This window comes from Streptomyces sp. NBC_00510 (assembly GCA_036013505.1).
In the GTDB taxonomy this organism is placed as follows: Bacteria; Actinomycetota; Actinomycetes; order Streptomycetales; family Streptomycetaceae; genus Actinacidiphila.
On the sequence record CP107851.1, the window covers coordinates 6110225 to 6134286 of the forward strand.

23 protein-coding genes and 1 tRNA gene are annotated in these 24062 nt (G+C 73.1%); 10 read left to right on the top strand and 14 right to left on the bottom strand.

Annotated features, from left to right (window positions below):
- Positions 1–146 precede the first annotated feature (146 nt).
- Positions 147–335 (top strand): hypothetical protein, encoded by a 189-nt coding sequence (locus OG937_27610; protein ID WUD75191.1) that lies wholly within the window; start codon positions 147–149, stop codon positions 333–335.
- Between the two features lie 55 nt (positions 336–390).
- The gene (locus tag OG937_27615) at positions 391–894 is read left to right on the top strand and encodes a pyridoxamine 5'-phosphate oxidase family protein (protein ID WUD75192.1); all 504 of its coding nucleotides are present in this window, start codon (positions 391–393) and stop codon (positions 892–894) included.
- Positions 895–901: 7 nt separating this feature from the next.
- On the opposite strand, the gene OG937_27620 is transcribed toward OG937_27615, so the two are convergent.
- Positions 902–1678: an isocitrate lyase/phosphoenolpyruvate mutase family protein gene (locus OG937_27620; GenBank protein WUD75193.1), complete on the bottom strand. Its 777-nt coding sequence runs from the start codon at positions 1676–1678 to the stop codon at positions 902–904.
- Between the two features lie 108 nt (positions 1679–1786).
- Between OG937_27620 and OG937_27625 the strand changes: the two genes are divergently transcribed.
- Together OG937_27625 and OG937_27630 are read left to right on the top strand one after the other, a co-directional pair.
- A complete protein-coding gene (locus tag OG937_27625; protein WUD75194.1) occupies positions 1787–1996 on the top strand; it encodes a hypothetical protein in 210 nt (69 codons plus the stop codon).
- Positions 1997–2063: 67 nt separating this feature from the next.
- Positions 2064–2573 (top strand): flavoprotein, encoded by a 510-nt coding sequence (locus OG937_27630; GenBank protein WUD75195.1) that lies wholly within the window; start codon positions 2064–2066, stop codon positions 2571–2573.
- Between the two features lie 80 nt (positions 2574–2653).
- Here the strand turns inward: OG937_27630 and OG937_27635 are convergent.
- The 3 genes from OG937_27635 to OG937_27645 all read right to left on the bottom strand — a co-directional run bounded on the left by OG937_27635 (position 2654) and on the right by OG937_27645 (position 4955).
- Positions 2654–2726, bottom strand: a tRNA-His gene (locus OG937_27635).
- 91 nt (positions 2727–2817) lie between these two features.
- Positions 2818–3429 (bottom strand): oligoribonuclease, encoded by a 612-nt coding sequence (orn, locus tag OG937_27640; protein ID WUD75196.1) that lies wholly within the window; start codon positions 3427–3429, stop codon positions 2818–2820.
- A 5-nt stretch (positions 3430–3434) separates the two neighbouring features.
- Positions 3435–4955 (bottom strand): helix-turn-helix domain-containing protein, encoded by a 1521-nt coding sequence (locus OG937_27645; GenBank protein WUD75197.1) that lies wholly within the window; start codon positions 4953–4955, stop codon positions 3435–3437.
- 714 nt (positions 4956–5669) lie between these two features.
- Between OG937_27645 and OG937_27650 the strand changes: the two genes are divergently transcribed.
- Complete coding sequence (locus OG937_27650; GenBank protein ID WUD75198.1) at positions 5670–6191, top strand: universal stress protein; 522 nt, start codon at positions 5670–5672, stop codon at positions 6189–6191.
- Between the two features lie 111 nt (positions 6192–6302).
- Positions 6303–6899 (top strand): acetate uptake transporter, encoded by a 597-nt coding sequence (locus OG937_27655; protein ID WUD75199.1) that lies wholly within the window; start codon positions 6303–6305, stop codon positions 6897–6899.
- Between the two features lie 73 nt (positions 6900–6972).
- Here the strand turns inward: OG937_27655 and glmS are convergent, their stop codons facing one another.
- The 6 genes from glmS to OG937_27685 all read right to left on the bottom strand — a co-directional run bounded on the left by glmS (position 6973) and on the right by OG937_27685 (position 14959).
- Positions 6973–8787 carry a glutamine--fructose-6-phosphate transaminase (isomerizing) gene (gene glmS / locus OG937_27660; GenBank protein WUD75200.1) on the bottom strand — a complete coding sequence of 605 codons (1815 nt, stop codon included), beginning with the start codon at positions 8785–8787 and terminating at the stop codon, positions 6973–6975.
- A gap of 43 nt (positions 8788–8830) precedes the next feature.
- Positions 8831–9106 carry a hypothetical protein gene (locus OG937_27665; GenBank protein ID WUD75201.1) on the bottom strand — a complete coding sequence of 92 codons (276 nt, stop codon included), beginning with the start codon at positions 9104–9106 and terminating at the stop codon, positions 8831–8833.
- A 73-nt stretch (positions 9107–9179) separates the two neighbouring features.
- On the bottom strand, positions 9180–10346 hold the full coding sequence (locus OG937_27670; GenBank protein WUD75202.1) for an acyl-CoA dehydrogenase family protein: 1167 nt from the start codon (positions 10344–10346) through the stop codon (positions 9180–9182).
- A gap of 8 nt (positions 10347–10354) precedes the next feature.
- On the bottom strand, positions 10355–11308 hold the full coding sequence (locus tag OG937_27675; GenBank protein ID WUD75203.1) for a hydroxymethylglutaryl-CoA lyase: 954 nt from the start codon (positions 11306–11308) through the stop codon (positions 10355–10357).
- Positions 11308–13308 (bottom strand): ATP-grasp domain-containing protein, encoded by a 2001-nt coding sequence (locus OG937_27680; protein WUD78904.1) that lies wholly within the window; start codon positions 13306–13308, stop codon positions 11308–11310. Before OG937_27680 ends, OG937_27675 begins: the two co-directional genes overlap by 1 nt.
- Before the next feature lie 22 nt (positions 13309–13330).
- On the bottom strand, positions 13331–14959 hold the full coding sequence (locus OG937_27685; GenBank protein WUD75204.1) for a methylcrotonoyl-CoA carboxylase: 1629 nt from the start codon (positions 14957–14959) through the stop codon (positions 13331–13333).
- A gap of 140 nt (positions 14960–15099) precedes the next feature.
- Between OG937_27685 and OG937_27690 the strand changes: the two genes are divergently transcribed.
- From OG937_27690 to OG937_27700, 3 genes are read left to right on the top strand one after another with little or no spacing between them, the layout of a single operon-like run.
- Positions 15100–15723 (top strand): TetR/AcrR family transcriptional regulator, encoded by a 624-nt coding sequence (locus OG937_27690; GenBank protein ID WUD75205.1) that lies wholly within the window; start codon positions 15100–15102, stop codon positions 15721–15723.
- Between the two features lie 38 nt (positions 15724–15761).
- Positions 15762–16919, top strand: a complete 1158-nt coding sequence (locus tag OG937_27695) for an acyl-CoA dehydrogenase family protein (GenBank protein ID WUD75206.1) — start codon at positions 15762–15764, stop codon at positions 16917–16919.
- A gap of 31 nt (positions 16920–16950) precedes the next feature.
- Positions 16951–17832 carry an acyl-CoA thioesterase II gene (locus OG937_27700; GenBank protein ID WUD75207.1) on the top strand — a complete coding sequence of 294 codons (882 nt, stop codon included), beginning with the start codon at positions 16951–16953 and terminating at the stop codon, positions 17830–17832.
- Positions 17833–17847: 15 nt separating this feature from the next.
- Here the strand turns inward: OG937_27700 and OG937_27705 are convergent, their stop codons facing one another.
- The 4 genes from OG937_27705 to OG937_27720 form a co-directional block, all read right to left on the bottom strand.
- Complete coding sequence (locus OG937_27705; GenBank protein ID WUD75208.1) at positions 17848–19032, bottom strand: histidine kinase; 1185 nt, start codon at positions 19030–19032, stop codon at positions 17848–17850.
- Positions 19029–19691 carry a response regulator transcription factor gene (locus OG937_27710; GenBank protein ID WUD75209.1) on the bottom strand — a complete coding sequence of 221 codons (663 nt, stop codon included), beginning with the start codon at positions 19689–19691 and terminating at the stop codon, positions 19029–19031. Before OG937_27710 ends, OG937_27705 begins: the two co-directional genes overlap by 4 nt.
- A 349-nt stretch (positions 19692–20040) precedes the next feature.
- Positions 20041–20850, bottom strand: coding sequence for a phosphatase (locus OG937_27715; GenBank protein ID WUD75210.1), 810 nt, complete (start codon positions 20848–20850; stop codon positions 20041–20043).
- A gap of 103 nt (positions 20851–20953) precedes the next feature.
- Positions 20954–22450 (bottom strand): PucR family transcriptional regulator, encoded by a 1497-nt coding sequence (locus OG937_27720; protein ID WUD75211.1) that lies wholly within the window; start codon positions 22448–22450, stop codon positions 20954–20956.
- A gap of 128 nt (positions 22451–22578) precedes the next feature.
- Between OG937_27720 and OG937_27725 the strand changes: the two genes are divergently transcribed.
- A complete protein-coding gene (locus tag OG937_27725; GenBank protein WUD75212.1) occupies positions 22579–24051 on the top strand; it encodes a sodium:solute symporter in 1473 nt (490 codons plus the stop codon).
- Positions 24052–24062 lie beyond the last annotated feature (11 nt).

The following is a 24062-nucleotide window of genomic DNA, read 5'->3' on the forward strand; positions in this document are numbered from 1 at the left end:
GTAGTGCCAAGTGAGGCGTGCGCCCGGAGGAGTTGGCCCGGATGCCGGGGAGTGAGCCCCGTCACGTGAGGAGGCTCACGGTGTGACATGGGCCCACGGGGCGCCAACCGCGGCTCTTTGTCACACCCCTCTCCTAAAATCAAGACATGCCACCGACCGTTCTGGACCGCCGCTCCGTCGAAGCCGCCAATGAGGCCATACGGCGGTACGTCGCGGGCCGGCGCACCTGGTCGCGTGCCGAACTGGCCGAGCTGGACCGCCTCCGCGGGATCTGGCAGGCCGCCCGCCAGGGCCAGGGCGACGCCCCGGCCCGCCGCCTTCCGGGCGAGGAGTGACACCGCCCCGGCAATGCCGACAGAGGATGTCGGGTATGCCGGGGAGCATGGCGGCATGACGACCAGCTGGACAGACTTCCAGGAAGCACAGCCCGGCCTCGCCGAGGCCGTGCGCACCCGATTCGGCGGCTACAAGCACCACGTCCTCGGCACCCTCCGTGCCGACGGCTCACCCCGGCTCAGCGGCATCGAGGCCGAGTTCCGGCTCGGCGAGCTGTGGCTCGGCATGATGCCCGGCTCCCGCAAGGCCCTCGACCTGCGCCGCGACCCGCGCTTCGCGCTCCACGTCAACCCCGGCCCCGACACCTCCATGGACGGGGGCGACGTGCGGATCTCCGGACGCGCCGTCGAGGTCACCGACCCGGCGACGATCGCCCGCTTCACCGGCGAGGTGACGGTGCCGGAAGGGCCCTTCCACCTCTTCCGCGCCGACATCGCAGAGGTCGTGCGCACCTACGTCGAGGACCCCGACCTCGTCCTGCAGGTGTGGCGGCCCGGCGGTCCGCTGCGCACCGTGCGCCGCGGCAACGACGAGTCGCCCCCGCGCACGGACGGCTGAGGTGCCGTCAGCCCTCGGGGAAGGGACTGTCCCCGCGCGCCACGGTCGCGAGGAGCGCGGCGAAGTACCGCTGGACCAGCTGGTGGAGCTGGTGGCCGAAGCTGATCCGCGCCACCCCCAGCTCCGCCAGACGGGCCGGTGAGGGCCCGCCCGGCCGGGACAGCACGTTGACCGGGCGGCCGTCCACGGCCTCGACCACGGCCCGGACGGTGGCCTCGTCCAGCGCCCCGATCGGGTAGACGCAGTCCGCGCCCGCCTCCAGGTACGCCCGTGCCCGGCCCGCCGCGTCCGCCAGCCGCTCCGCGGGACCGGCGCCGCCGCGGAGGAAGCAGTCCGTCCGGGCGTTGATCACCAGCTCCGGGGCCGCCGCGCGCAGGGCGGCGATGTAAGCCGCCTGCTCCCCGGGGTCGGCCAGCAGCCCCGTACGGTGGTCGGTGTCCTCCAGGTTGCAGCCCACGGCGCCGGTCGCGGCCAGCCGCTGCGCCAGCTCCGCGGGCGGCAGCCCGTAGCCCCGCTCCATGTCGGCCGTCACCGGTACGGGGACGGCACGGGCGATGCGGGCGACCGCGGCGCACATCTCGTCCGCGGGCGTGTCCTCCTGGTCCTCGTAGCCCAGGGTGGGCGCCACGGCCGCGCTCCCGGTGGCGACCGCCGGGAAGCCCGCGTCGGCCACGGCACGCGCCGAGGCGGCGTCCCAGACGTTCGGCAGGACCAGCGGGTGGCCCGGCACGTGCAGGGCGCGGAGTCGGGAGGCGAGGGCCGTACGGGAGGGCTCGGTGCTCATGCCCTCCACGCTACGAGCGCGGGCCCGGACTCGCCGAGGGCCATTCACCCGTCGTGCGGCAGGGCCACTTCGGGTGCGCCGGGCGCCGGGGTGCCGCAAGCTGGACGGGTGAGCACCACCCCGATCGTCGTGTCCCCCGTCCAGGCCGGGGACCCGCCCTTCCGCATCGTGCAGATCGACGGGGAACCCGTCGGCATCGCCCATGACCTGCTCGACGTCGTCCGCATCGCCCTCGACGCCGGGCGGGAGCACGTCGACTTCGACGACCCCCAGGCCGTGCGCTGGCTCGGCGGGGGCAAGTACCACTGGGCCCCGTGAGGCCCTCCGGACGTCCGGTCCTCCGTACGGTTGCGTAAGATCCACTTCCCGCGATTGGGTGGTCCGCATGACTCGGACCCTCTACCTCTTCGCCGGTGCCGCCCCCTCCGTCTTCGACGTCGCGCGCGTCATCGAGGACGCCCAGGTGCGCGGCTGGGACGTCTGCCTCGGCCTGACGCCCACCGCGGCCCGCTGGCTGGAGCCGAGCCTGGACGGACTGGCCGCGCTGACCGGCCGCCCGGTGCGCCACGAGTACCCGCTGCCCGGCGGGCCCGAGGTCTGGCCCCCGGCCGACGTGATCCTGGTGGCCCCGGCCACCTTCAACACGATCAACGGATGGGCACTGGGCCTGACCGAGACGTTCGTGGCCGGCACCCTCGCCGAGAGCATCGGCAAGCGCGTCCCGATGGTGGCGATGCCGTCCGTGAACGCGGCGCTCATGCAGCACCCGCAGTACGAGCGCTCGCTGGAGACCCTGCGCGCCGCCGGGGTCACGGTGCTCTTCGGCGACGCCGGGTCCGGCCCGGAGTACCCCTGGCAGCCGGCGCTCGCCGCCGCCGAGGCGGTCGCGGGCTGACCCGCCCCGCCCGGGGTCCCGAAGGCCCGGGGACGACGAAGGCCCGGCCTGCTTCTGCAGGCCGGGCCTTCCTCGGTGAGGGTGAGTGACGGGACTCGAACCCGCGGCATCCTGGACCACAACCAGGTGCTCTACCAGCTGAGCTACACCCACCATGACCGGTGATTCCTACTGCTTCCCACCGGCCGAGAAAAAGTGTACAGGGTCCGGAGGGGTGCTCGCTGCCACGTTTTCCGTGGGTCGCTCAGTCCGAGGTTTCCGCAGGCAGGACGTACTTCGCGGCGATCGAGCGCGCCGTGTCGGTGTCCGGCCCGGGCTGGGGCACGAAGACCGCCTCACGGTAGTAGCGCAACTCCGCGATGGACTCGCGGATGTCGGCGAGGGCGCGGTGGTTGCCGTTCTTCTCCGGGCTGGCGAAGTAGGCGCGCGGGTACCAGCGCCGGGACAGCTCCTTGATGGAGGAGACGTCCACGATGCGGTAGTGCAGGTGCTGCTCGAGCGTGGGCATGTCGCGGGCGAGGAAGCCGCGGTCGGTGGAGACCGAGTTCCCGCACAGCGGCGCCTTGCGGGGCTCGGCCACGTACTGGCGGACGTAGTCCAGGACCAGCTTCTCCGCCTCCTCCAGCGTCACCCCGCCGTCGAGCTCCTCCAGCAGGCCGGAGGCGGTGTGCATCGTGCGGACGATCTCCGGCATGCTCTCCAGCGACTCGGCCGGCGGACGGATGACGATGTCCACCCCCTCGCCGAGCACGTTGAGCTCCGAGTCGGTGACGAGCGCCGCCACCTCGATCAGAGCGTCCTGGGCCAGGGAGAGCCCGGTCATCTCGCAGTCGATCCACACCATCCGGTCGTTCATACGTCTCACCCTACGGGGCGATCCCGCGGAGCAGGCATAGTCGCGCTGCGGCTGCGTCCGTCACGGCCGTCCCGGTCGCCGCGCGGCCGCCGGGCGCCGTGCGGCTCGCGGGCGTCGAACCGGCTGCCGGGCTGCTCCGGGATGCGCGTCGCGTAGGGCGGCTCGGCGTCGGTCTTGGCCGTGCCCGGGCCACCGCCGGGACCGGCCTGTCCTGCGATCTGCAGCACCCCGCCGTGACCGCGGTCCGCGGTGGGCACGGGGCTGCGGCGCGGGGCCGGCACCGGGCCGCCGGCCGCCTCGCCGCCGCGCGGTTCCCGGGCGGCGGCGAGCCCGGGGTCCGGGTCGTCCTGCGGGCGCCGGGCCCGGTAGGCGGCCCGGTACGAGGCGGGGGAGGAGCCCAGCTGGCGGCGGAAGTGACCGCGCAGCGCGACGGGCGAGCGGAAGCCGCAGCGCGCGGCGACCTCGTCCACGGAGTAGTCGGAGGTCTCCAGCAGCCGCTGGGCCTGCAGGACGCGCTGGGTGATCAGCCACTGCAGCGGCGCGCTGCCGGTCAGCGTGCGGAAGCGGCGGTCGAAGGTGCGGCGGCTCATGTAGGCGCGGGCGGCGAGGGTCTCCACGTCGAACTGCTCGTGCAGGTGCTCCAGCGCCCAGGCGACGACCTCGGCGAGCGGGTCGCCGCCGATCTCCTCCGGTAAAGAGCGGTCGAGGTGCCGGGGCTGGCCGCCCCAGTCGCCGCGCCGCGGCGGCACGACCAGCCGGCGGGCGAGCGCGTTGGCGGCCTCGCCGCCGTGGTCGCTGCGTACGACGTGCAGGCACAGGTCGATGCCGGCGGCGGTGCCCGCGCTGGTGAGGACGTCGCCGTCGTCGACGAACAGCTCGCGCGGGTCGACGTGGACGGACGGATAGCGCTTGGCGAGGGTCGGCGCGTACATCCAGTGCGTGGTGGCCGGGCGGCCGTCCAGCAGCCCCGCGGCGGCGAGCACGAAGGCGCCGGTGCACAGCCCGATGATGCGCGCGCCCTCCTCGTGGGCGCGGCGCAGCGCGTCCAGCGCCTCGGCGGGCGGCGGCTGCGAGATCGAGCGCCAGGCGGGCACGACGACCGTGCCGGCCCGCGACAGCGCCTCCAGCCCGTACGGGGCCGACAACTCCAGCCCGCCGGTGGTGCGCAGCGGGCCGTCCTCACCGGCGCAGACCAGCAGCCGGTAGCGCGGCACGCCCGCGTCCTGGCGGTCGATGCCGAACACGGAGAGCGGGATCGAGCTCTCGAAGATCGGGCCGCCGCTGAACAGCAGTACGGCGACGACCTCCTGACGGCGTCGTGCCGACAACTTCCGTGGTCCGCGGCCCTGTTGGGCGGTGGCGGACGGGCCGGCCGGGCCTGACGGAACGGAGGTGCTCACCGGGACGCCGGACGCTCCCGGGACGTGCGGGACGCCCGGTGCCCCCGTCGACGCGGACGGTGCGGTGGACATGCCGGCGGCCGACTGGATCTCCGCCATGGTGCCGGTCCTGGACTCCTGTGTCATGGAGCTCAAGCCCCCCTCGGTCGTCTGGTCCTCTCGGTCCTGCACGGGTCCCCCGCCGTTGTCACTCAAGATCGAATCTACTGGTTCCGCTGTACCCGCAGTGGCAAGTTCACCACCTGCCGGTATGTCGACATGACCACGTGGCGTGAAGCATTCGATCACGAAGCGTTCCCCTCGTGAAGTGTGCCTTCCGCGAGGGGAACCGGCGCACAACGCCCGTGCGCCCCCTCATTCCGCTTCCGCCCTGGTGGCGGCGGGGGTTGTGGCACATGATCCCAAGTCCCCTTGTGCAGAGGGAAGTTGGCCGAAAATGATGGGAAGTCCTGTACGCACCCCTGGTCAGCGCTCCGTCGTACGCCCCTTGTGTGGCCGGAGAACGAGTGCGCCCCCTGTGCCTCGCACGGCCGGGAGGACGATTCCGGATATGGCCGGAGGCGGACAGCGGGAGAGGGCCGGGCGCGAGGTGACTTGTCCGATTGGCGGCGGGGCGTTGCGCTCGGCGGCCGGCTCCGGCATTCTCCTGGAAACTCCGGGGTAGGGGGACGCTGTGAGGGCACCTGCGCATCTGTGCAGGGGCCCCCAGTCGCCGTACTCTGGAGTCAGCGGGAAGGGCAGCCCCTTACCGGTCGAAATCAGGCCGGTCCCGCGGCCCCCGCACTGTTGTTGTCCGCCCACTCGGCGCTCCCGGCGCCGACCTTGCCGAGAAACCGCATCATGGCCGGTTACGAGCTCCCCGAGCCCGCCGACGGAAAGCCGCTCGCCGAATCGGCGGCGGCTCCGGAGGCGGCCTGCGAGCCGCGCACTTCCTGTGATCCCGCGTTCCGGCACGGCGTGGTCGTCGGTTTCGACGGCTCCGTGTCGAGTGAACGGGCCCTCGCGTACGCCATCGGCATGGCACGCCGGTCCGGTTCGGCGCTGATCATCGTGCACGTCGCCAACCGGCTCCCGGCGACCGTGTGGGCGGGCTGCGAGCCGCCCGTCTTCGTCGACGTCCCCGACCACCGCACCGAGGTGCTCGGCCTGGAACTCGCCTGCGCCGACCACCTGTCGGAGGTCCCGTGGATCCTGGTCGAGCGCGGCGGCGACATCTGCCACGAGCTGGAGGAGGTCGGCCGGGAGTACGAGGCCGACGCCATCGTGGTGGGTGGGACGCACGGGATCATCGGCAAGATCTTCGGGTCGGTCGCCGGACGGCTCGCGCGGCGCGCCCAGCGGCCTGTCGTGGTCATTCCATAACGATTCGGTGCACGCCGCCGTGAATACGGCCTCCGCAGGATTGCTTGTGCCCTTGTGAAGGGTATCTCATCTGCAGTTTCTTCCTTCCCTCGTACACGAAGGGGGCCCGCGGTGGACAACGACGTCTCCACGGCGCGCACAGCAGGAGCCGGCGCTACGGCTCTGGGATATCTGACACTCGGCCTGACGCTGATCGCCTACGGGCTGCTCGGCACCGGCGTATTCGACAACACCGCGGCGGCGGACGCCGCCCGGCTCGCCCTGGTCGTCGGCGGCGTCACGCAATTCGTCGCCGGCATGTGGGAGTTCTACGGTGGCAACGGCTTCACCGGCACCGCCTTCGCCTCACTGGGCGCCTTCTGGGTGACCTGGTCGGCGGGGTCCGGCGCGGGCGCGAGCAAGGAGGTCGCCGGGCTCTTCATGCTCCTGTGGGCGCTGCTGGCGCTCAGCCTGACCATGGCCGCGTGGCAGATGGGCGGCGTGGCGCAGGCGGTCTTCGGGCTGCTGACCGTGGCCATGGCCCTGTCCGGCATCGCGGCACTCGCCTCCAACAGCGGTCTCGGCAAGGCGGCCGGCTGGGTCGGCCTCGCGGCCGGCGCGGTCGCCTGGTACGGCGGGACCGCACTGCTCACCAACGCCACGTGGGGCCGGCGCGCCCTCGCCGACGGGTGGCGGCTGGCCATGCCGCACCGCGGGCACGCGGCCTGACGTCCGGGGAGGCAACGGCGAGGTCCCCCGCGCCGAAGGGCGCGGGGGACCTCGTGCGTGCCGGGGCCGTCGGCTACTCGACCGTCACGGACTTCGCGAGGTTGCGCGGCTTGTCGATGTCCCGGCCCAGGGCCAGCGCCGTGTGGTACGCCAGCAGCTGGAGCGGGATGCCCATCAGGATCGGGTCGAGCTCGTCCTCGTTCTTCGGGACGAGAAGCGTGTGGTCGGCCTTCGCCTGTTCCTGGTGCGCGACCGCCAGGATCCGGCCGCTGCGGGCCTTGATCTCCTCCATCGCGGCGCGGTTCTTCTCCAGCAGCGAGTCGTCCGGGATGATCGCGACCGTCGGCATCGCGGGCTCGATCAGGGCCAGCGGGCCGTGCTTGAGCTCGGAGGCCGGGTACGCCTCCGCGTGGATGTAGGAGATCTCCTTCAGCTTCAGGGACGCCTCCAGCGCGACCGGGTAACCGCGCACCCGGCCGATGAACATCATCGACTTGGCGTCCGCGTATTCGGCCGCCAGCTTCTTGATGTCCTCCTCCTGCGTGAGGATCTCCTGGATCTGCTCGGGCAGCCTGCGCAGGCCCTCGATGATCCGCTTGCCGTCGGCCACCGACAGGTCGCGGATGCGGCCCAGGTGCAGGGCGAGCAGCGCGAAGGCGACGACGGTGTTGGTGAAGCACTTGGTGGAGACGACGCAGACCTCAGGGCCGGCGTGGACGTACATGCCGCCGTCGGTCTCACGGGCGATCGCGGAACCCACCACGTTCACCACGCCGAGGACACGGGCGCCCTTGCGCTTGAGCTCCTGCACCGCCGCCAGCACGTCGTACGTCTCACCGGACTGCGAGACGGCGATGTAGAGGGTGTCGGGGTCCACGACCGGGTTGCGGTAGCGGAACTCGGAGGCGGGCTCGGAGTCGGCGGGGATACGGGCCAGGCCCTCGATCAGCGAGGCACCGATCATCCCTGCGTGGTACGAAGTGCCGCAGCCGAGGATCTTCACGCGGCGGATGCCGCGGGCCTCGCGGGCGTCGAGGTTCAGGCCACCCAGGTGCACGGTGGAGAACTTGTCGTCGATCCGGCCGCGCAGCACGCGGTCGACCGCGTCGGGCTGCTCGCTGATCTCCTTGTGCATGTACGTGTCGTGACCGCCCATGTCGTAGGAGGCGGCCTCCCACTCCACGGTCTCGGGGGTGGCCGTGGTGCGGGTGCCCGAGGTCGTGTAGGTGCGGAAGTCGTCGGCCTTGAGGGTGGCCATCTCGCCGTCGTCGAGGGTGACGACCTGGCGGGTGTGGGAGATCAGCGCGGCGACGTCGGAGGCGACGAACATCTCCTTCTCGCCGATGCCGAGGACCACCGGCGAGCCGTTGCGGGCCACGACGATCCGGTCGGGGAAGTCGGCGTGCATGACCGCGATGCCGTACGTGCCCTCGATGACCTTCAGCGCCTCGCGGACCTTCTCCTCCAGGGACTCGGCCTGGGAGCGGGCGACGAGGTGGGTGATGACCTCGGTGTCGGTCTCGGAGGCGAAGACCACGCCGTCGGCCTCCAGCTTGGCGCGCAGCTCGGCGGCGTTGTCGACGATGCCGTTGTGGACGACGGCGACCTTGCCCTCGGTGTCGAGGTGCGGGTGCGCGTTCTCGTCGCTGGGCGCGCCGTGGGTGGCCCAGCGGGTGTGGGCTATGCCGGTGGTACCGGCGAAGCGCTTGGGGACCCGTGCCTCCAGCTCACGGACCCGGCCCTTGGCCTTGACGGCCTTGAGTCCGCCGGACTTGCCGGCGACCACGATGCCCGCGGAGTCGTAACCGCGGTACTCCAGCCGCTGCAGGCCCTCCAGCAGCAGCGGGGCGACATCACGCTTCCCGATGTAGCCGACGATTCCACACATGTTTCCGTCCCTCCCGGTCGCTCGAGGCGGCCCGGTCTCGCTGTCAGCCGTAGACGATGCGGCGCAACTGCCGCAGTGAGTACTCGGGCGGGGTGACCGCCCGGTACGGCAGCTCGGCCGTGATCTGTCCGAAGATCTCCGCGTTCTGCAGACCCTTGGCCTGTAGCTCGCGGTGGCGGCGCCGTACGAAGTCCTCGGCCGTCTCGTCGAAGTACGCCAGGACGTCGAGGACCACCCGGGCGGCCTCACCGCGTTGCAGCGGCGTGGTCCGCACCAGGTGGTCGACGAGGTCGTCATGTGTCGTCCGGCGTTCGAGCACCGGTCGATACTGAGGGAAGGAGGAGGCTGATCGCAAGATTTCTGCCCGATATCGGGCAGGGGAGTGGCGAAAACTACGCCGGAAGGCCGAGCTCGCGCGCGATCAGCATGCGCTGCACCTCGCTGGTGCCCTCGCCGATCTCCAGGATCTTGGAGTCCCGCCACATGCGGGCGACCGGGTACTCGTTCATGAAGCCGTAGCCGCCGTGCACCTGGGTGGCCTCGCGGGCGTTGGTGACCGCGATCTCCGAGGAGTAGAGCTTGGCCATCGCCGCCTCCTTCTTGAAGGGCTCCCCGGCGACCAGCCGGGACGCCGCGTCCCGCCAGGCCAGCCGGGCGGTGTGGGCGCGCATCTCCATGTCGGCGAGCTTGAAGGCGACCGCCTGGTTGCTCCCGATCGGGCGGCCGAAGGCGGTGCGCTCCTTGGCGTACGCCACCGACTCGTCCACACAGCCCTGCGCCAGACCGGTGGCCAGCGCCGCGATGGCGATCCGGCCCTCGTCCAGGATGCGCAGGAACTGGGCGTAGCCCCGGCCCCGCTCGCCCAGCAGGTTGGCGGCCGGCACACGGCAGTCGGAGAAGGACAGCTCACGGGTGTCGGAGGCGTTCCAGCCGACCTTGCTGTACTTCTTCGACACCGTGAAGCCCGGGGTGCCGGAGGGCACGATGATCGAGGAGATCTCCGGGCGGCCGTCCTCCTTGCGGCCGGTGACGGCCGTGACCGTGACCAGCGAGGTGATGTCGGTGCCCGAGTTGGTGATGAAGCTCTTGGTGCCGTTGATCACCCACTCGCCGGTCGCCTCGTCCAGCCGGGCCGTGGTGCGGGTGCCGCCGGCGTCGGAACCGCAGTCCGGCTCGGTCAGCCCGAACGCGCCCAACTGCTCGCCGGCGGTCAGCTGCGGCAGCCACTGCCGCTTCTGCTCCTCGGTGCCGAAGCGGAAGACCGGCATGGCGCCGAGCGAGACCCCCGCCTCCAGGGTGATCGCCACGGAGGAGTCCACCCGGGCGAGCTCCTCCAGGGCGATGCAGAGGGCGAAGTAGTCGCCGCCCATGCCGCCGTACTCCTCGGGGAAGGGCAGGCCGAACAGGCCCATGCGGCCCATCTCGCGGATGATCTCGTAGGGGAACTCGTCGTGCTCGTAGAACTCGCCGATCTTCGGCGCGACGACGTCGTGCGCGAACTCCTCCACCGTGCGGCGGAGTTCCTCGTACTCGGCGGGGAGCCGGTGGGCGGTCGTCATGGCTGTGGTCACTCCTGGTGGGAGAGGGCGTGGACGGTACGGGACGGGCTCGGTCGGCCCAATTGCTCCGCCATCCACACGCTGGTGGCGGTGAGGCGGCTGAGGTCGACCCCGGTCTCGACGCCGAGGCCGTCGAGCATCCAGACCAGGTCTTCGGTGGCGAGGTTCCCGGTGGCGCTCTTGGCGTACGGGCAGCCGCCGAGGCCGCCGGCGGAGGCGTCGACGACGCCCACGCCGTGCCGGAGGGCGGCCAGGGTGTTGGACAGTGCCTGGCCGTAGGTGTCGTGGAAGTGGACGGCGAGCCGCTCGACCGGCACGTCCAGGCCGGTCAGGGTGTCGAGCAGCGCCACGACGTGGCCGGGCGTGGCGACGCCGATGGTGTCGCCGAGGCTCAGCTCGTCGCAGCCCAGGTCGTAGAGCCGGCGGGCCACCGCGGCCACCTGCGGGACGGGCACGGCGCCCTCCCACGGGTCGCCGAAGCACATCGACAGGTAGCCGCGCACCCTCGCCCCCGCCTCTTTGGCGGCGGCGACGACCGGCGCGAACATCTCCAGCGACTCGTCGACCGTGCGGTTGAGGTTGGCCTTCGCGAAGGACTCGGTCGCGCTGCCGAAGACGGCGACCTCGCGCACCCCCAGGGCCAGGGCCCGCTCCAGTCCGCGCTGGTTGGGCACCAGCACCGGCAGCCGGACCCCGTCGCCCAGGTCGTCCAGCAGCGGCATCAGCTGCTCGGCGTCGGCGAGCTGGGGCACCCACGTGGGGTGCACGAAGCTGGTCGCCTCGATGGTGGTCAGCCCGGCGTCGGCCAGGCGGTGCACGAACTCCGCCTTGACCTCGGTGGGCACCGTGGCCTTCTCGTTCTGCAGCCCGTCACGTGCGCCGACCTCGTGGATGCGCACCCGCCGCGGGAGCCCGTCCAGCGGCACGGACATGGGCAGCCCGGGAGTTCGCTCGACGGCCATCACTCGGCCTCCTCCTGGTGCGGGGCGACGACCGCGAGCACCTGGTCCATGGCGACGGTGCTGCCCGGGGTCACGTCGATCTCGGTGACGGTGCCGTCGTGCGGGGCGGTGATGACATGCTCCATCTTCATCGCCTCCACCACGAGCAGGCTCTGGCCCGCGGTGACCTCGTCGCCCTTGGCGACCTTGACCACGGTCACCGTGCCCGGCATGGGCGCGGCCAGGGTGTCCACCCCGCCCGCCCCGGCCGCGCCGCGCAGCGCGGCCTCGACCGGGTCGTACGGCTGCAGGCGCCAGCCGTCGCCGTCCCTGCCCAGCCAGTCGCCGGCGTGGTCGAAGGCGTGCGTGACGCCGTCCCACTCGACGGTGATCCGCTGCCCGGAACCGGGGAGCAGCCGGGCGCGCACCGCGGCGGCCTCGTCGATCCGCACCTCGGCCTCCGGGGCGCTGCCGCGGACGCGGACCCGCACGGCCTCGCACCCGGGTACCCGCAGCCAGTGGTCGGTCCAGGCGGGCTCCCCGCCGAGCCGCCAGCCGCTCGGCACGGAGAAGGGGTCCCGCCAGCCTCCGCCGGCCGCCGCCGGTTCCAGGGCCGCGTGGCGCAGCAGCGCGGCCGCCGCGTACACCTCGACGGGCACCTCGGAAGGCACCAGGCCCGCCAGCTCCCGGTCGATCAGGCCGGTGTCCATCTCGCCGGAGACGACGTCGGGGTGGGCCAGGAGGCGGCGCAGGAAGCCGGTGTTGGTCTCCAGGCCCAGCACGGTCGTCCCGGCGAGGGCGGCCCGCAGCCGCCGCAGCGCCGTCGGGCGGTCGGGGCCGTACGCGATGACCTTGGCGAGCATCGGGTCGTAGGACGTGCCGATCTCGCTGCCCGCACTGAGCCCGGAGTCGACGCGCACGCCCTCGCCGACGGGCTCGTCCAGCGCCAGCACGGTGCCCGCCGACGGCAGGAAGTTGCGCGAGGGCACCTCGGCGCAGATCCGGGCCTCGACGGCGTGCCCGGTCAGGGCGACCTCGTCCTGTCCGAAGGACAGCCGCTCGCCCGCGGCGATCCGCAGCTGCCACTCCACCAGGTCCAGCCCGGTCACCAGTTCCGTGACGGGGTGCTCGACCTGGAGGCGGGTGTTCATCTCCATGAAGCAGTAGGCGGAGGGGTCGGCGCCCGGGACGATGAACTCCACGGTGCCCGCGCCGACGTAGCCGCAGGACAGCGCGGCCTGCACGGCGGCGGCGCCCATGGCGGCCCGGGTCGTCTCGTCCAGCAGGACCGAGGGGGCCTCCTCGATCACCTTCTGGTGGCGGCGCTGCAGCGAGCACTCGCGCTCGCCGAGGTGCACCACGTTGCCGTGGCCGTCGGCCAGCACCTGGATCTCGATGTGCCGGGGACGGTCGATCCACCGTTCCACCAGCAGGGTGTCGTCCCCGAAGGAGCCGCGCGCCTCGCGGCGGGCGGCCGCGATCTCCTCGGGGAGCAGGGCCGTGTCGCGCACCAGGCGCATGCCCTTGCCGCCGCCGCCCGCGGAGGGCTTCAGCAGCACGGGGGTGCCGATCTCCAGGGCGGCGGCCGTCAGCTGCTCGTCGGTGAGCCCGCTGCCGCTGCTGCCCGGCACCACCGGGACCCCGGCCTCGCGGACGGTCTCCTTGGCGCGGATCTTGTCGCCCATGAGCTCGATGGCCCGGGCGGGCGGCCCGATGAAGGCGAGCCCCGCCTCCGCGCAGGCACGGGCGAAGGCGGCGTTCTCGGCGAGGAAACCGTAGCCGGGGTGGACGGCCTGGGCGCCGGTGCGGGCGGCCGCCGCCAGCAGCCGCTCGATCGAAAGGTAGCTCTCGGTGGCCGCCGCCGGGCCGATGCGCACGGCGGTGTCGGCCTCGCGCACATGGCGTGCCCCGGCGTCGGCATCGCTGAAGACGGCGACCGAACGGATCCCGAGCCGCCGCAGGGTGCGGATGACGCGGACCGCGATCTCGCCGCGGTTGGCCACCAGGACGGTGTCGAACATCGCTGACATCTGAGTGCTCCCCCTACATCCGGAAGACGCCGAAGCCCGGCGCTTGCGGATCGCGTTGCGGAATCGGCGCGTTGGCGCACGCGGTCAGGGCCAGTCCCAGCACCTGGCGGGTCTGCAGGGGGTCGATGACCCCGTCGTCCCACAGCCGTGCCGTCGCGTAGTAGGCGTTGCCCTGCTCCTCGTACTGGGCGCGGATGGGGGCCTTGAAGCCCTCCTCGTCCTCCGCCGCCCAGGTGTCGCCGGCCGCCTCGATCTGGTCGCGCTTGACGGTGGCCAGCACCGAGGCGGCCTGCTCGCCGCCCATGACGGAGATCTTGGCGTTGGGCCACATCCACAGGAAGCGCGGCGAATAGGCGCGGCCGCACATCGAGTAGTTGCCCGCGCCGTAGGAGCCGCCGATGACCACGGTCAGCTTGGGCACCCGGGTCGTGGCCACCGCGGTGACCATCTTGGCGCCGTGCTTGGCGATGCCGCCCGCCTCGTACTGACGGCCCACCATGAAGCCCGAGATGTTCTGCAGGAAGAGCAGCGGGATGCCGCGCTGGTCGCACAGCTCGATGAAGTGCGCGCCCTTCTGGGCCGATTCGGAGAACAGGATGCCGTTGTTGGCGACGATCCCGACCGGGTGGCCGTGGATCCGGGCGAAGCCGGTGACCAGCGTCGTGCCGTACTCGGCCTTGAACTCCGCGAAGCGGCTGCCGTCGACGAGGCGGGCGATGACCTCGCGGACGTCGTAGGGGGTGCGCGAGTCGACCGGGACCGCGCCGTAGAGCCCGGCCGGGTCGACGGCGGGCTCCTCGACGGGGCCGACCGTCCACGGCAGTGCGCCGCGGGCGGGCAGGGTCGCCACGATGTTCCGCACGATGCGCAGCGCGTGGGCGTCGTCCTCGGCCAGGTGGTCGGTGACGCCGGAGGTGCGGGAGTGCACCTCGCCGCCGCCTAGCTCCTCGGCCGTGACCACCTCGCCGGTGGCGGCCTTCACCAGCGGCGGGCCGCCCAGGAAGATCGTGCCCTGGCCGCGGACGATCACCGCCTCGTCGCTCATCGCGGGGACGTAGGCGCCGCCCGCCGTGCAGGAGCCGAGGACGGCGGCGACCTGCGGGATGCCGCGCGCGGACAGGGTGGCCTGGTTGAAGAAGATCCGCCCGAAGTGGTCGCGGTCGGGGAAGACCTCGTCCTGCTTCGGCAGGAAGGCGCCGCCGGAGTCGACCAGGTAGACGCACGGCAGCCGGTTGTCCAGGGCGATCTCCTGGGCGCGCAGGTGCTTCTTGACCGTCATCGGGTAGTACGTGCCGCCCTTGACGGTGGCGTCGTTGGCGACGATCACGACCTCGCGGCCGGAGACCCGGCCGATCCCGGCGACGACGCCGGCGGCCGGTGCCTGGCCTTCGTACATGCCGTCGGCGGCCAGCGGGGCGAGCTCCAGGAAGGGCGATCCGGGGTCGAGCAGCCCGTCCACGCGGTCGCGGGGGAGCAGCTTGCCGCGCGCGGTGTGCCGGGCGCGGGCCTTCTCGCCGCCGCCGAGCGCGGCGGCGGCGAGCTTCTCGCGCAGCCGCGCGGACAGCTCGGCGTGCGCCTTCTCGTTGGCGCGGTAGGCCTCGCTCGCCGGATCCGCGGCGCTGGCGAGGACGGGTGCTTCCATGTCACGGGCCCCCGGAGGAGTTAGCGGTCGTTAACGTGTTGTCGACCACGTTAGCGGTCGTTAACACGGCTGTCTAGAATGGTAGGACGATGAGATCGCGGGGGCATCCGCAGACCGGACGCCTCGCGGAAAGGTGCGGTGTGGAGCCCACGAGGACGGCGGCCAAGGCGGCCAGCGGCAGGCGCGACCAGATCCTGAGGGAGGCCGCGCGGCTCTTCGCCGAGCGCGGGTTCCACGGGGTCGGCGTGGACGAGATAGGGGCGGCCGTCGGCATCAGCGGCCCCGGGCTGTACCGGCACTTCGCGGGCAAGGACGCGATGCTCGCCGAGCTGCTCGTCGGGATCAGCGGCCGGCTGCACTCCGCGGGACGCATGCGGGTGGCGGAGGCCGACGGCGCGGCCGCCGCGCTGGACGCCCTGGTCCGCGGGCACATCGACTTCGCCCTGGACGACCGGGCGCTGATCACCCTCCACGACCGCGAACTGGACCGGCTCCGCGACTCCGACCGCAAGCTCGTGCGCCAGCTGCAGCGCCAGTACGTCGAGCAGTGGGTCACGGTCGTCCGCGAGGTCCACCCGGGGGCGGCCGAGCCCGAGGTCCGCGCGGCCGTGCACGCCGTCTTCGGCCTGCTCAACTCCACCCCGCACCTCGGCCCGCACGGGGGGCTGCCCGGCCGCGCGGCGACCGCCGTGCTGCTGCACCGGCTGGCCCTGGGCGCCTTCGCCGCTCTGGACAGCGCGCACAACCGGGAAGTAACTTACTGAGCGCTTGCTTATCGCCCAGTGTGCAGAGGAGGCGCCAAGTGCGTCGCACGGTATTCAACGAGGACCACGAGGCCTTCCGGGAGACGATCCGGGACTTCATCGCCAACGAGGTCGTGCCCGTCTACCCCGAGTGGGAGGAGGCGGGGTACCCGCCCCGCGACTTCTACCGGCGCCTGGGCGAGCTGGGCATCTTCGGCATCGAGGTGCCCGAGGAGTACGGCGGCGCCGGCATCACGGGCTGGAAGTTCAGCGCCGTGGTGACCGAGGAGTGCGCCCGCGCGGGCGTCAGCTTCGGCAGCAGCGGCGTGCACACCGGCCTGGTGCTCCCGTACCTCCTCGAGTTCGCGAACGAGGAGCAGAAGAAGCGCTGGCTGCCCGACTTCATCAGCGGCGACATGATGACCGCCATCGCCATGACCGAGCCCGGCACCGGCTCCGACCTGGCCGGCATGACCACCACCGCGAAGCTCTCCGAGGACGGCACCCACTACGTCCTCAACGGCGCCAAGACCTTCATCACCGGCGGCGTGGTCGCCGACCGCGTGCTGGTCGTCTGCCGCACCTCGCCGGCCACCCCGGAGGACCGCCGCCGAGGTCTGTCGATCCTCGCGGTCGACACCACGAGCGAGGGCTACGCCGTCGGCCGCAAGCTGGAGAAGATCGGCCTGCGCACCTCCGACACCGCGGAGCTGTCCTTCACCGACGTCAAGGTCCCCGTCGAGGACCTGCTCGGCGAGGAGGGCAAGGCCTTCTCCTACCTCGCCCACAACCTGCCGGTCGAGCGCCTCGCGATCGCCTTCGGCTCCTACGCCCAGGCCGACGCCGCCGTCCGCTTCGCGGCCCAGTACGTGCGCGACCGCAAGGTCTTCGGCAAGAGCGTCGCCGAGTTCCAGAACACCAAGTTCGTGCTCGCCGAGTGCGCCTCCGACGTCGACGCCATGCAGGCCGTCGTCGACCGCGCCCTGGAGGCCCACGAGCTCGGCGACTTCACCGCCGCCGACGCCGCGCGCGCCAAGCTCTTCTGCACCGAGACCGCGGCCAAGGTCATCGACCGCTGCCTCCAACTGCACGGTGGCTACGGCTACATGCTGGAGTACCCGATCGCCCGCCTGTACGCGGACAACCGCGTGCACCGTATCTACGGCGGCACCAGCGAGGTCATGAAGTCGATCATCGCCAAGTCGATGGGGCTGTGACCGGACGGTCCGCCGACCCCGAGAGACACACGTGACCAACCACGCACTGCAGTCCCTGCTCGACCTCCTCGACCTCGAGCGGATCGAGCAGGACATCTTCCGCGGCGCCAGCCGCCCCGCCGTCGTCCCCCGCGTCTTCGGGGGCCAGGTCGCCGCACAGGCGCTGGTCGCGGCGGGGCGCACGGTCCCGGAAGGACGCGACGCCCACTCCCTGCACGCCTACTTCCTGCGCATGGGCGACCCGGGCGCGCCGATCGTCTACCAGGTCGACCGCATCCGCGACGGCCGCTCCTTCACCACCCGCCGGGTGGTCGCGGTGCAGCACGGGCAGCCGATCTTCCACCTGTCCGCGTCCTTCCAGACGTACGAGGACGGGCTGGAGCACCAGGAGCCGATGCCGCCGGCACCCGACCCGGAGAGCCTGCCCACCGGCGAGGAACTGCTGCGGCCGCACAAGGACCGGTTCCCCGACCCCTCGGTCGTGGACCGCCTCCTGGAGGCCCGCGCCGCCGTCGACCTGCGCTACGTCGACGCCCCGCCCTTCCTCGCCGCCGGGGCCGGACCGCGTGAGCCCCGCTCCCAGGTGTGGTTCCGTACCAACGGGAAGCTCGCCGACGACCCGCTGCTCCACGTCTGCCTCGCCACCTATGTGTCGGACATGACGCTGCTGGACTCCGTGCTGCTCGCCCACGGGCGCGGCGGCTGGGCGGTCGGCGACGTGGTGGGCGCCAGCCTGGACCACGCCATGTGGTTCCACCGGCCGTTCCGCGCCGACGAATGGCTGCTGTACGACCAGCAGAGTCCCTCCGCCTCCGGCGGGCGCGGGCTCGGCACCGCGCGCATCTACACCCAGGACGGGCGGCTCGCCGTCTCCGTCATCCAGGAGGGCGTGGTCCGCGTACCGCGGGACTGAGCCGCCGGGTCACCGTCACCGGTCCGCGTCCAGCGGCAGTGTCGCCCGCACCAGGAAGCCGCCGTCCGGCTCCGGACCCGCGTCCAGGGTGCCGCCCAGCTGGGCGGCGCGCTCACGCAGCCCGGTGAGGCCGTGGCCGCCGGACGGCAGCGCCGGGCCGGGCGCGTCCCCGCCGCACGGCGCGTTGCGCACCGCGACGTGCAGCGCGTCGGCGGCGAGCCGCACGGCCACCTCGGTGCGCGCGCCGGGAGCGTGCTTGCGCACGTTGGTCAGGGCCTCCTGCACGGTGCGGTACGCCGCGTGCTGCACCGGCGGCGGGCACCCGGGCCGGCCCAGGGCGGTGAGGTCGCCGTGCACCTGCGGCCCGGCCGCGGCGAGGAGCGTGGGCAGGTCCGCGAGGCCCGGGCCGGCGTCCTCGCCGCCCACCGTCACCGACATCCGCAACAGCCCCACCATGTGCCGCAGTTCGTCCAGGGCGTCGCGGCTGAGCTGCCGCACCGTACCGGCGGCGGCCCGCGCCTCCTCGCCCCGGGCGGTCGCCTCCAGGGCGCCCGACTGCACGGCGATCAGACTGATGTGGTGGGCCACGGTGTCGTGCATCTCCCGCGCGAGCCGGGTGCGCTCCCGCACCACCGCCCGTTCCGCGGCCAGCCGCCGTTCCCGCTCCCGGCTCTCCGCCAGCTCGGCGAGTCTCGCCGCGAGTTCACGGCGTGAGGCGGCGAGCAGCCCCAGCGCCGTCGGGGCCACGGCCAGCAGCGCCGACAACAGCACCGCGAGCACGGTCGCCGCGGGGGCCCAGTCGACCTCCCCGATCCACGGCCAGGGGAAGAACGACACAAAGGCGACGGCTGCCGCGCTGCCCAGCGACACCACCATGGGCGGCGGGATCCGCCTCCGGCCGGGGAGCGGCGGCGGCCCCCGTCGCAGCCGCCGCCGGGCGCGGGCCACGGTCAGGGCGCCGCCGTCGGCGGCGATCGTGTACAGCGCGGCCATGGGGGCCAGCCACACATAGCCCAGCGACAGGGCGGGCAGCGTCGCCAGCAGCACCGTCAACGGCAGCCGGCGGCGCAGCGCGAGGGCGCCGGCGGCCACGTACGCCGCCGACAGCGCGAGGGGACCGCCCAGGGAACGGGTCGCCCAGGCCTCGGTCGCCGCGACGGCGACCAGGCACCCGTCGACGGCGGCCCGGGGGAGTCTCACGCGGCGCTCCCCGGCGAGAGCCCGGCCCGGTGCGCCAGGATCGCCAGCGACACCCGGTTCGGCGCGTCGAGCTTGCGCAGCAGGGCGCGGACGTGGTCCTTCACCGTGGCGACGGTGATGTGCAGCCGCTCGGCGATCTCCAGGTTCGACAGGCCCCCGGCGACCAGCAGCAGCACCTCCCGCTCCCGTCCGGTCAGCCGGTCCAGGGGCGCCCTGGCGGGGTCGGCCTCCTGCGCGTCGGCCGTGCCCAGGTAGCCGTCGACCACGGCGCGGCTGACGGTGGGCGTGAAGACCGTCCCGCCGGAGGCGAGCACGCGGACGGCGTCGATGAGGGTGGCGACCGCCGTGTCCTTGAGCAGGAAGCCGGTCGCGCCCGCGCGCATGGCGGCGGTGATGTGGGCGCTGGTGTCGAATCCGGTGAGCATCGCGACGGCCGGCGGATCGGGCAGCGCCCGTACGGCCCGCAGCACGGTCAGCCCGTCGGGTTCCGGCATCACCGTGTCCAGGAGCACCAGGTCGGGCTTGCGCGCGCGGACGGCGGCCAGTGCCGCGCGGCTGTCGCAGTCCGCGACCACCCCGATGTCGCCCGCGGACTCCAGGATGCGCCGCAGGGCGGTCCTCACCAGTGTCTCGTCGTCGACGATCACGACCCGTATCACGATCCCGCGCCTTTCTCCGGACGGCCTTCCACTCCACCCGAGGGTGGACTGCGAACTCCATCCCGGGGTTGATCCACCGGCGGCGCCGGACCGGAAGAATCGACGGCGATCGTAACGAGCACGCCGCCGGGTCGCATGTCCGGGCGGCCGTGCCCGTCGGTCGACGGGGGAAACGGGGGCCCACGGGGGAAAACGGGGGCTCACGGGGAACGGGGGTTCTCATGTCGCGGACCAAGGGCGGGGGCGAAGGCCCCGGCCTGTCGACATCGGGCCCCGGGTCGCCGGAAGACGGCGGCCCGGGGCCCGTCGGGAGTGGCGGGCCACGCCCCCTCGGGGGCGTGGCCCCCTGTCATGCGGAGCCGGTCAGGCCCGCCGCGTCCAGCAGATAGGCGGTCATCGCGTCGTAGTGGCGCGGGTCGGTGACGTGGTCGTCCAGCGGGACGGTCACCGAGACCGTGCCCTCCGCCTCGGCGAGGAAGAGGGCCGGGTCGTTGCAGTCCGCGAAGCCGATCGCGTCGATGCCGCGCTGTCCGGCGCACCCCGCCCAGCCGTGGTCGGCGACGACCAGGTCGGGCAGCGGCCGGCCCTGTGCGGTCAGCGCGTCGAGGACCGCCGCCATCGGGCCGGGGGAGTGGGTGTGCCACAGCGTGGCGCCGCGCTCCAGCATGGCCACGTCGCAGAACTGGAAGACGCCGCCCTCGTCGGTGGACAGCCCCCCGGGGATCGCGACGACCTCGGCGCCGGCGGCCCGCACGGCCGCGGCCAGGGTGCGGTGGACGTCCAGCAGACCGCCGGGGTGGCCGGTGGCGAACAGCACCCGCTGCCCGCCCTCCACGGCCTTGCAGAGCATCCGGGCGGCCCGGTCCAGGGCGCTGATCGTCAGCTCGGGGTCGATGGTGTCCTGCCCCATGAGGTACCCGGGGTCGGCCACGACCCCGCAGCGCTCGGCCATGACCGCCAGCACCGCCTCCTCGTCCGTCCAGCGCTCGCCGAACTCCAGGCCGAACCAGTAGTGGCGGTCGCCCTCGGCGAGTCTGCGGTAGTGGGAGCGGTTGTTCTCGCGGGGGGTGGCGACGTCGCCCGCGATGCGCGTGCGTACGAGGTGGTCGGCGAGGGCCTTGCGGGACGGCACGGTGACATGGGGCAGCATGACCCCCATTGTCGCCTGCTGTCGGACGTGCGTGCGGAGGGCCGCCGATCGACGCCGGTCCGTTACCTCCTGCCGGGACGTCAGAAAGCCCGCCGCGGCGGGGTGCACGGGTTCACAGCCAGCGCAGCGCGAACCACAGCTCCATGCGTACGTCCGGGTCGTCCAGGTCTGCCTCCAGCAGGGCCGCCGCGCGCCCGATGCGCTGGCGCACGGTGTTGCGGTGCACCTCCAGGGCGACGGCCGTACGGTCCCAGCTCCCGTGCAGGCCGATCCAGGTGCGCAGCGTCTCCACCAGGGCGGGCGAGTCCGCCACCGGCGCCAGCAGCTCCCGTGCCCTGGACCGGGCGTCGTCCGGGGTGACCAGTCCGCTCATGCCGGGGCCGGCTCCGCGATGGATCACCAGCGGCGCACGGGTGGCGACCGCCCGACGCAGCGCGCCCGCGGCCTGGCCGTCCCCGGTGACGAGGGCGGCCACGGCGACCGGGCCGCTCACCCCGAGGGTCCACCCCGGCTGGGCGGTCACCTCGCGGCCGGCCGGCAGGAGCAGGCGTACGACGGTGTCGCCCGGCTCGATCAGCGCGGTGCCCAGCGCCGTGCCGAGGGCGGCGGCCGCCAGCGGTCCGGCCGGCCCGCCGCGCCTGCGGGCGTGCACGACGGCCCAGCGGGACTCCGGCCCCAGCAGCGGGGCCGCCTCCTGCGGCTCCGCGCCCAGCAGCAGCCGCACCAGCGCCGCCGACCGGCCCGCCTCCGCGCTGCCCAGGTGCGGGCCGGTGAGCAGGGAGAGCAGGACCGCGGCGACGTTGGCGACCGCGTGGTCGCCCGGATCGGGGCGGCCCGTGACCAGGACGAGCGCCGGCCGCTCGCTCGGGGTGCCGCCGGCCAGCGCGTACGCCGACAGACGCGTCCCGCCGTGGGTGTCGGTCGCCGAGGAGGGCGCGTGCGCGTCCGGCGCCGGCAGGACCACCCCGGCCAGCCGTACCGCCGCCGCACGCGCCTCCGGGTCCGGGGCGGTGCCCGCCGCGTACACCTCGGAACCGTCCGGGGCGATCAGCGCGGCCCACGCGCCCAGGCGGCCGGCGAGCCTGCGCAGCACCGAGGGCACGGGGTCCGGGCGCCCGGCGGCCGCGGCGAGCGCCTGCTGTGCCTCGGTGACGTGCCGCAGCTCACGGACCCGGGCCTCGCCCATGGCCTGCCAGACGGCCCGCGCGACCGCGGTGAAGGGGGTCCGCGGCGGCACCTCCACCAGCGGCAGGCCGTGCCGGTCGCAGGCGGCGACCAGCGCCGCCGGGGTCTCGTCGTGCACCGGGGCGAGACCGAAGCCGAGCGCCGCCGCCTCCGCCTCGACCGTGCGGGCCACGTAGCGGTCCAGGTAGGCGCCGGCGCCCGCCGCCGACGCGAAGTGCACCCCCGCGGTCAGCAGCAGCTCCCCGCCGAGCAGGTACGGGAAGGGGTCCTCCATCTCGCTGGTGTGCACCCACTGGACGCGGACGTCCCGGTCGGCCGCGGACGGTCCCGCGACCTGGCGCAGCCCGAGGTCGGGCAGGGCGAGCAGGGTGGCGAGCGGGATCGGCGGCGTGAGCGGCGCCAGGTCCTGACGCGGGGGAGTCATGTGCGTTTCCTCCATACGGACCGGGTGCGATGGATGAAACGTACACTTCAGCGCTTCTTCCCGGCCACCTATCGTCACCGCAAAGGAAAGCCCGCGGCTCCGCCCGCGCGACCGATGGAGGAGGGCTCATGGCCGTCGACTACGCCGTGATCATCGGCTATCTGGCCGGCATGCTCGCCGTGGGCTGGTGGGGCATGCGCCGCGCCAGGTCCAAGAGCGAGTTCCTGGTCGCCGGCCGCAGGCTGGGCCCGTCGATGTACTCCGGCACCATGGCCGCGATCGTCCTCGGCGGCGCCTCCACCATCGGCGGCGTCGGCCTCGGCTACCAGTACGGCCTGTCCGGCGCCTGGATGGTCTTCACCATCGGCCTCGGCCTGCTGGCGCTGAGCGCCTTCTTCTCGGCCCGCATCGCCCGCCTGAAGGTCTACACCGTCTCGGAGATGCTCGACCTGCGCTACGGCGGCTCGGCCGGCGTCATCTCCGGCGTCGTCATGTGGGCGTACACGCTGATGCTCGCGGTGACCTCGACGATCGCCTACGCGACGATCTTCGACGTCCTGTTCGGGATGGACCGCACCCTGGCGATCATCCTGGGCGGCGCCGTCGTGGTGGCGTACTCCACGCTGGGCGGCATGTGGTCGATCACGCTCACCGACATGGTGCAGTTCGTGGTCAAGACCCTCGGCGTGCTGGTCCTGCTGCTGCCGATCGCGGTGATCAAGGCGGGCGGCTTCGCGGAGATGAAGGCGCAGCTGCCGAGCGAGTACTTCGCGCCCCTGGGCATCGGCGGGCAGACGATCTTCACCTACGTGCTGATCTACACCTTCGGCATGCTCATCGGCCAGGACATCTGGCAGCGCGTGTTCACCGCCCGCAGCGACAGGATCGCCAAGCTCGGCGGCACCGTCGCAGGCGTCTACTGCCTGGTCTACGCGATCGCCGGCGCCGTCATCGGCACCGCCGCCAAGGTGCTGTACCCGAACCTGGCCGCGGCCGACGACGCCTTCGCCACCATCGTCAAGGACGCGCTGCCGGTGGGCGTGCGCGGCCTGGTGCTGGCCGCCGCGCTCTCCGCGGTGATGTCCACCTCCTCCGGCGCGCTGATCGCCTGCGCCACCGTGGCCAACAACGACATCTGGTCGCGGCTGCGCGGCGTGGTCGGCCGCGGGCGGGACGGCGAGGAGGGCGCGCACGACGAGGTCTCGGGCAACCGCGTCTTCATCCTGATCATGGGCGTGGTCGTCATCGTCACCGCCATCGCGCTGAACAACGTCGTCGAGGCGCTGACCGTGGCGTACAACCTGCTCGTCGGCGGGCTGCTGGTGCCGATCCTCGGCGGTCTGCTGTGGCGGCGCGGCACCGCGGCGGGCGCCCTCGCCTCGGTGGCCGTCGGCGGCCTGGCCGTCGTGGGCCTGATGGTCTGGAAGGGCATCCTGGCCAACGAGCCGGTCTACTACGGCCTGCTGGCCTCCCTCGTCGTCTACGTCGCGGTGAGCCTCGCCACCAAGCCGACCGACGCCGCCGTGCTGGCGGCCTGGCGGGAGCGGCTGGCCGGACGGACCCCCGTCCCGGCCGCCGAGGGGACCGTCCCGGTCGGATAAAGTCACAAAGC

Bases quoted from the DNA above. Each gene is read 5' to 3' on its own strand.
- OG937_27610 (WUD75191.1), top strand. From the start codon at position 147: ATGCCACCGACCGTTCTGGACCGCCGCTCCGTCGAAGCCGCCAATGAG.
- OG937_27615 (WUD75192.1), top strand. From the start codon at position 391: ATGACGACCAGCTGGACAGACTTCCAGGAAGCACAGCCCGGCCTCGCC.
- OG937_27620 (WUD75193.1), bottom strand. From the start codon at position 1,678: ATGAGCACCGAGCCCTCCCGTACGGCCCTCGCCTCCCGACTCCGCGCC.
- OG937_27630 (WUD75195.1), top strand. From the start codon at position 2,064: ATGACTCGGACCCTCTACCTCTTCGCCGGTGCCGCCCCCTCCGTCTTC.
- orn (WUD75196.1), bottom strand. From the start codon at position 3,429: ATGAACGACCGGATGGTGTGGATCGACTGCGAGATGACCGGGCTCTCC.
- OG937_27645 (WUD75197.1), bottom strand. From the start codon at position 4,955: ATGACACAGGAGTCCAGGACCGGCACCATGGCGGAGATCCAGTCGGCC.
- OG937_27650 (WUD75198.1), top strand. From the start codon at position 5,670: ATGGCCGGTTACGAGCTCCCCGAGCCCGCCGACGGAAAGCCGCTCGCC.
- glmS (WUD75200.1), bottom strand. From the start codon at position 8,787: ATGTGTGGAATCGTCGGCTACATCGGGAAGCGTGATGTCGCCCCGCTG.
- OG937_27670 (WUD75202.1), bottom strand. From the start codon at position 10,346: ATGACGACCGCCCACCGGCTCCCCGCCGAGTACGAGGAACTCCGCCGC.
- OG937_27675 (WUD75203.1), bottom strand. From the start codon at position 11,308: ATGGCCGTCGAGCGAACTCCCGGGCTGCCCATGTCCGTGCCGCTGGAC.
- OG937_27680 (WUD78904.1), bottom strand. From the start codon at position 13,308: ATGTTCGACACCGTCCTGGTGGCCAACCGCGGCGAGATCGCGGTCCGC.
- OG937_27685 (WUD75204.1), bottom strand. From the start codon at position 14,959: ATGGAAGCACCCGTCCTCGCCAGCGCCGCGGATCCGGCGAGCGAGGCC.
- OG937_27715 (WUD75210.1), bottom strand. From the start codon at position 20,850: ATGGGGGTCATGCTGCCCCATGTCACCGTGCCGTCCCGCAAGGCCCTC.
- OG937_27720 (WUD75211.1), bottom strand. From the start codon at position 22,450: ATGACTCCCCCGCGTCAGGACCTGGCGCCGCTCACGCCGCCGATCCCG.
- OG937_27725 (WUD75212.1), top strand. From the start codon at position 22,579: ATGGCCGTCGACTACGCCGTGATCATCGGCTATCTGGCCGGCATGCTC.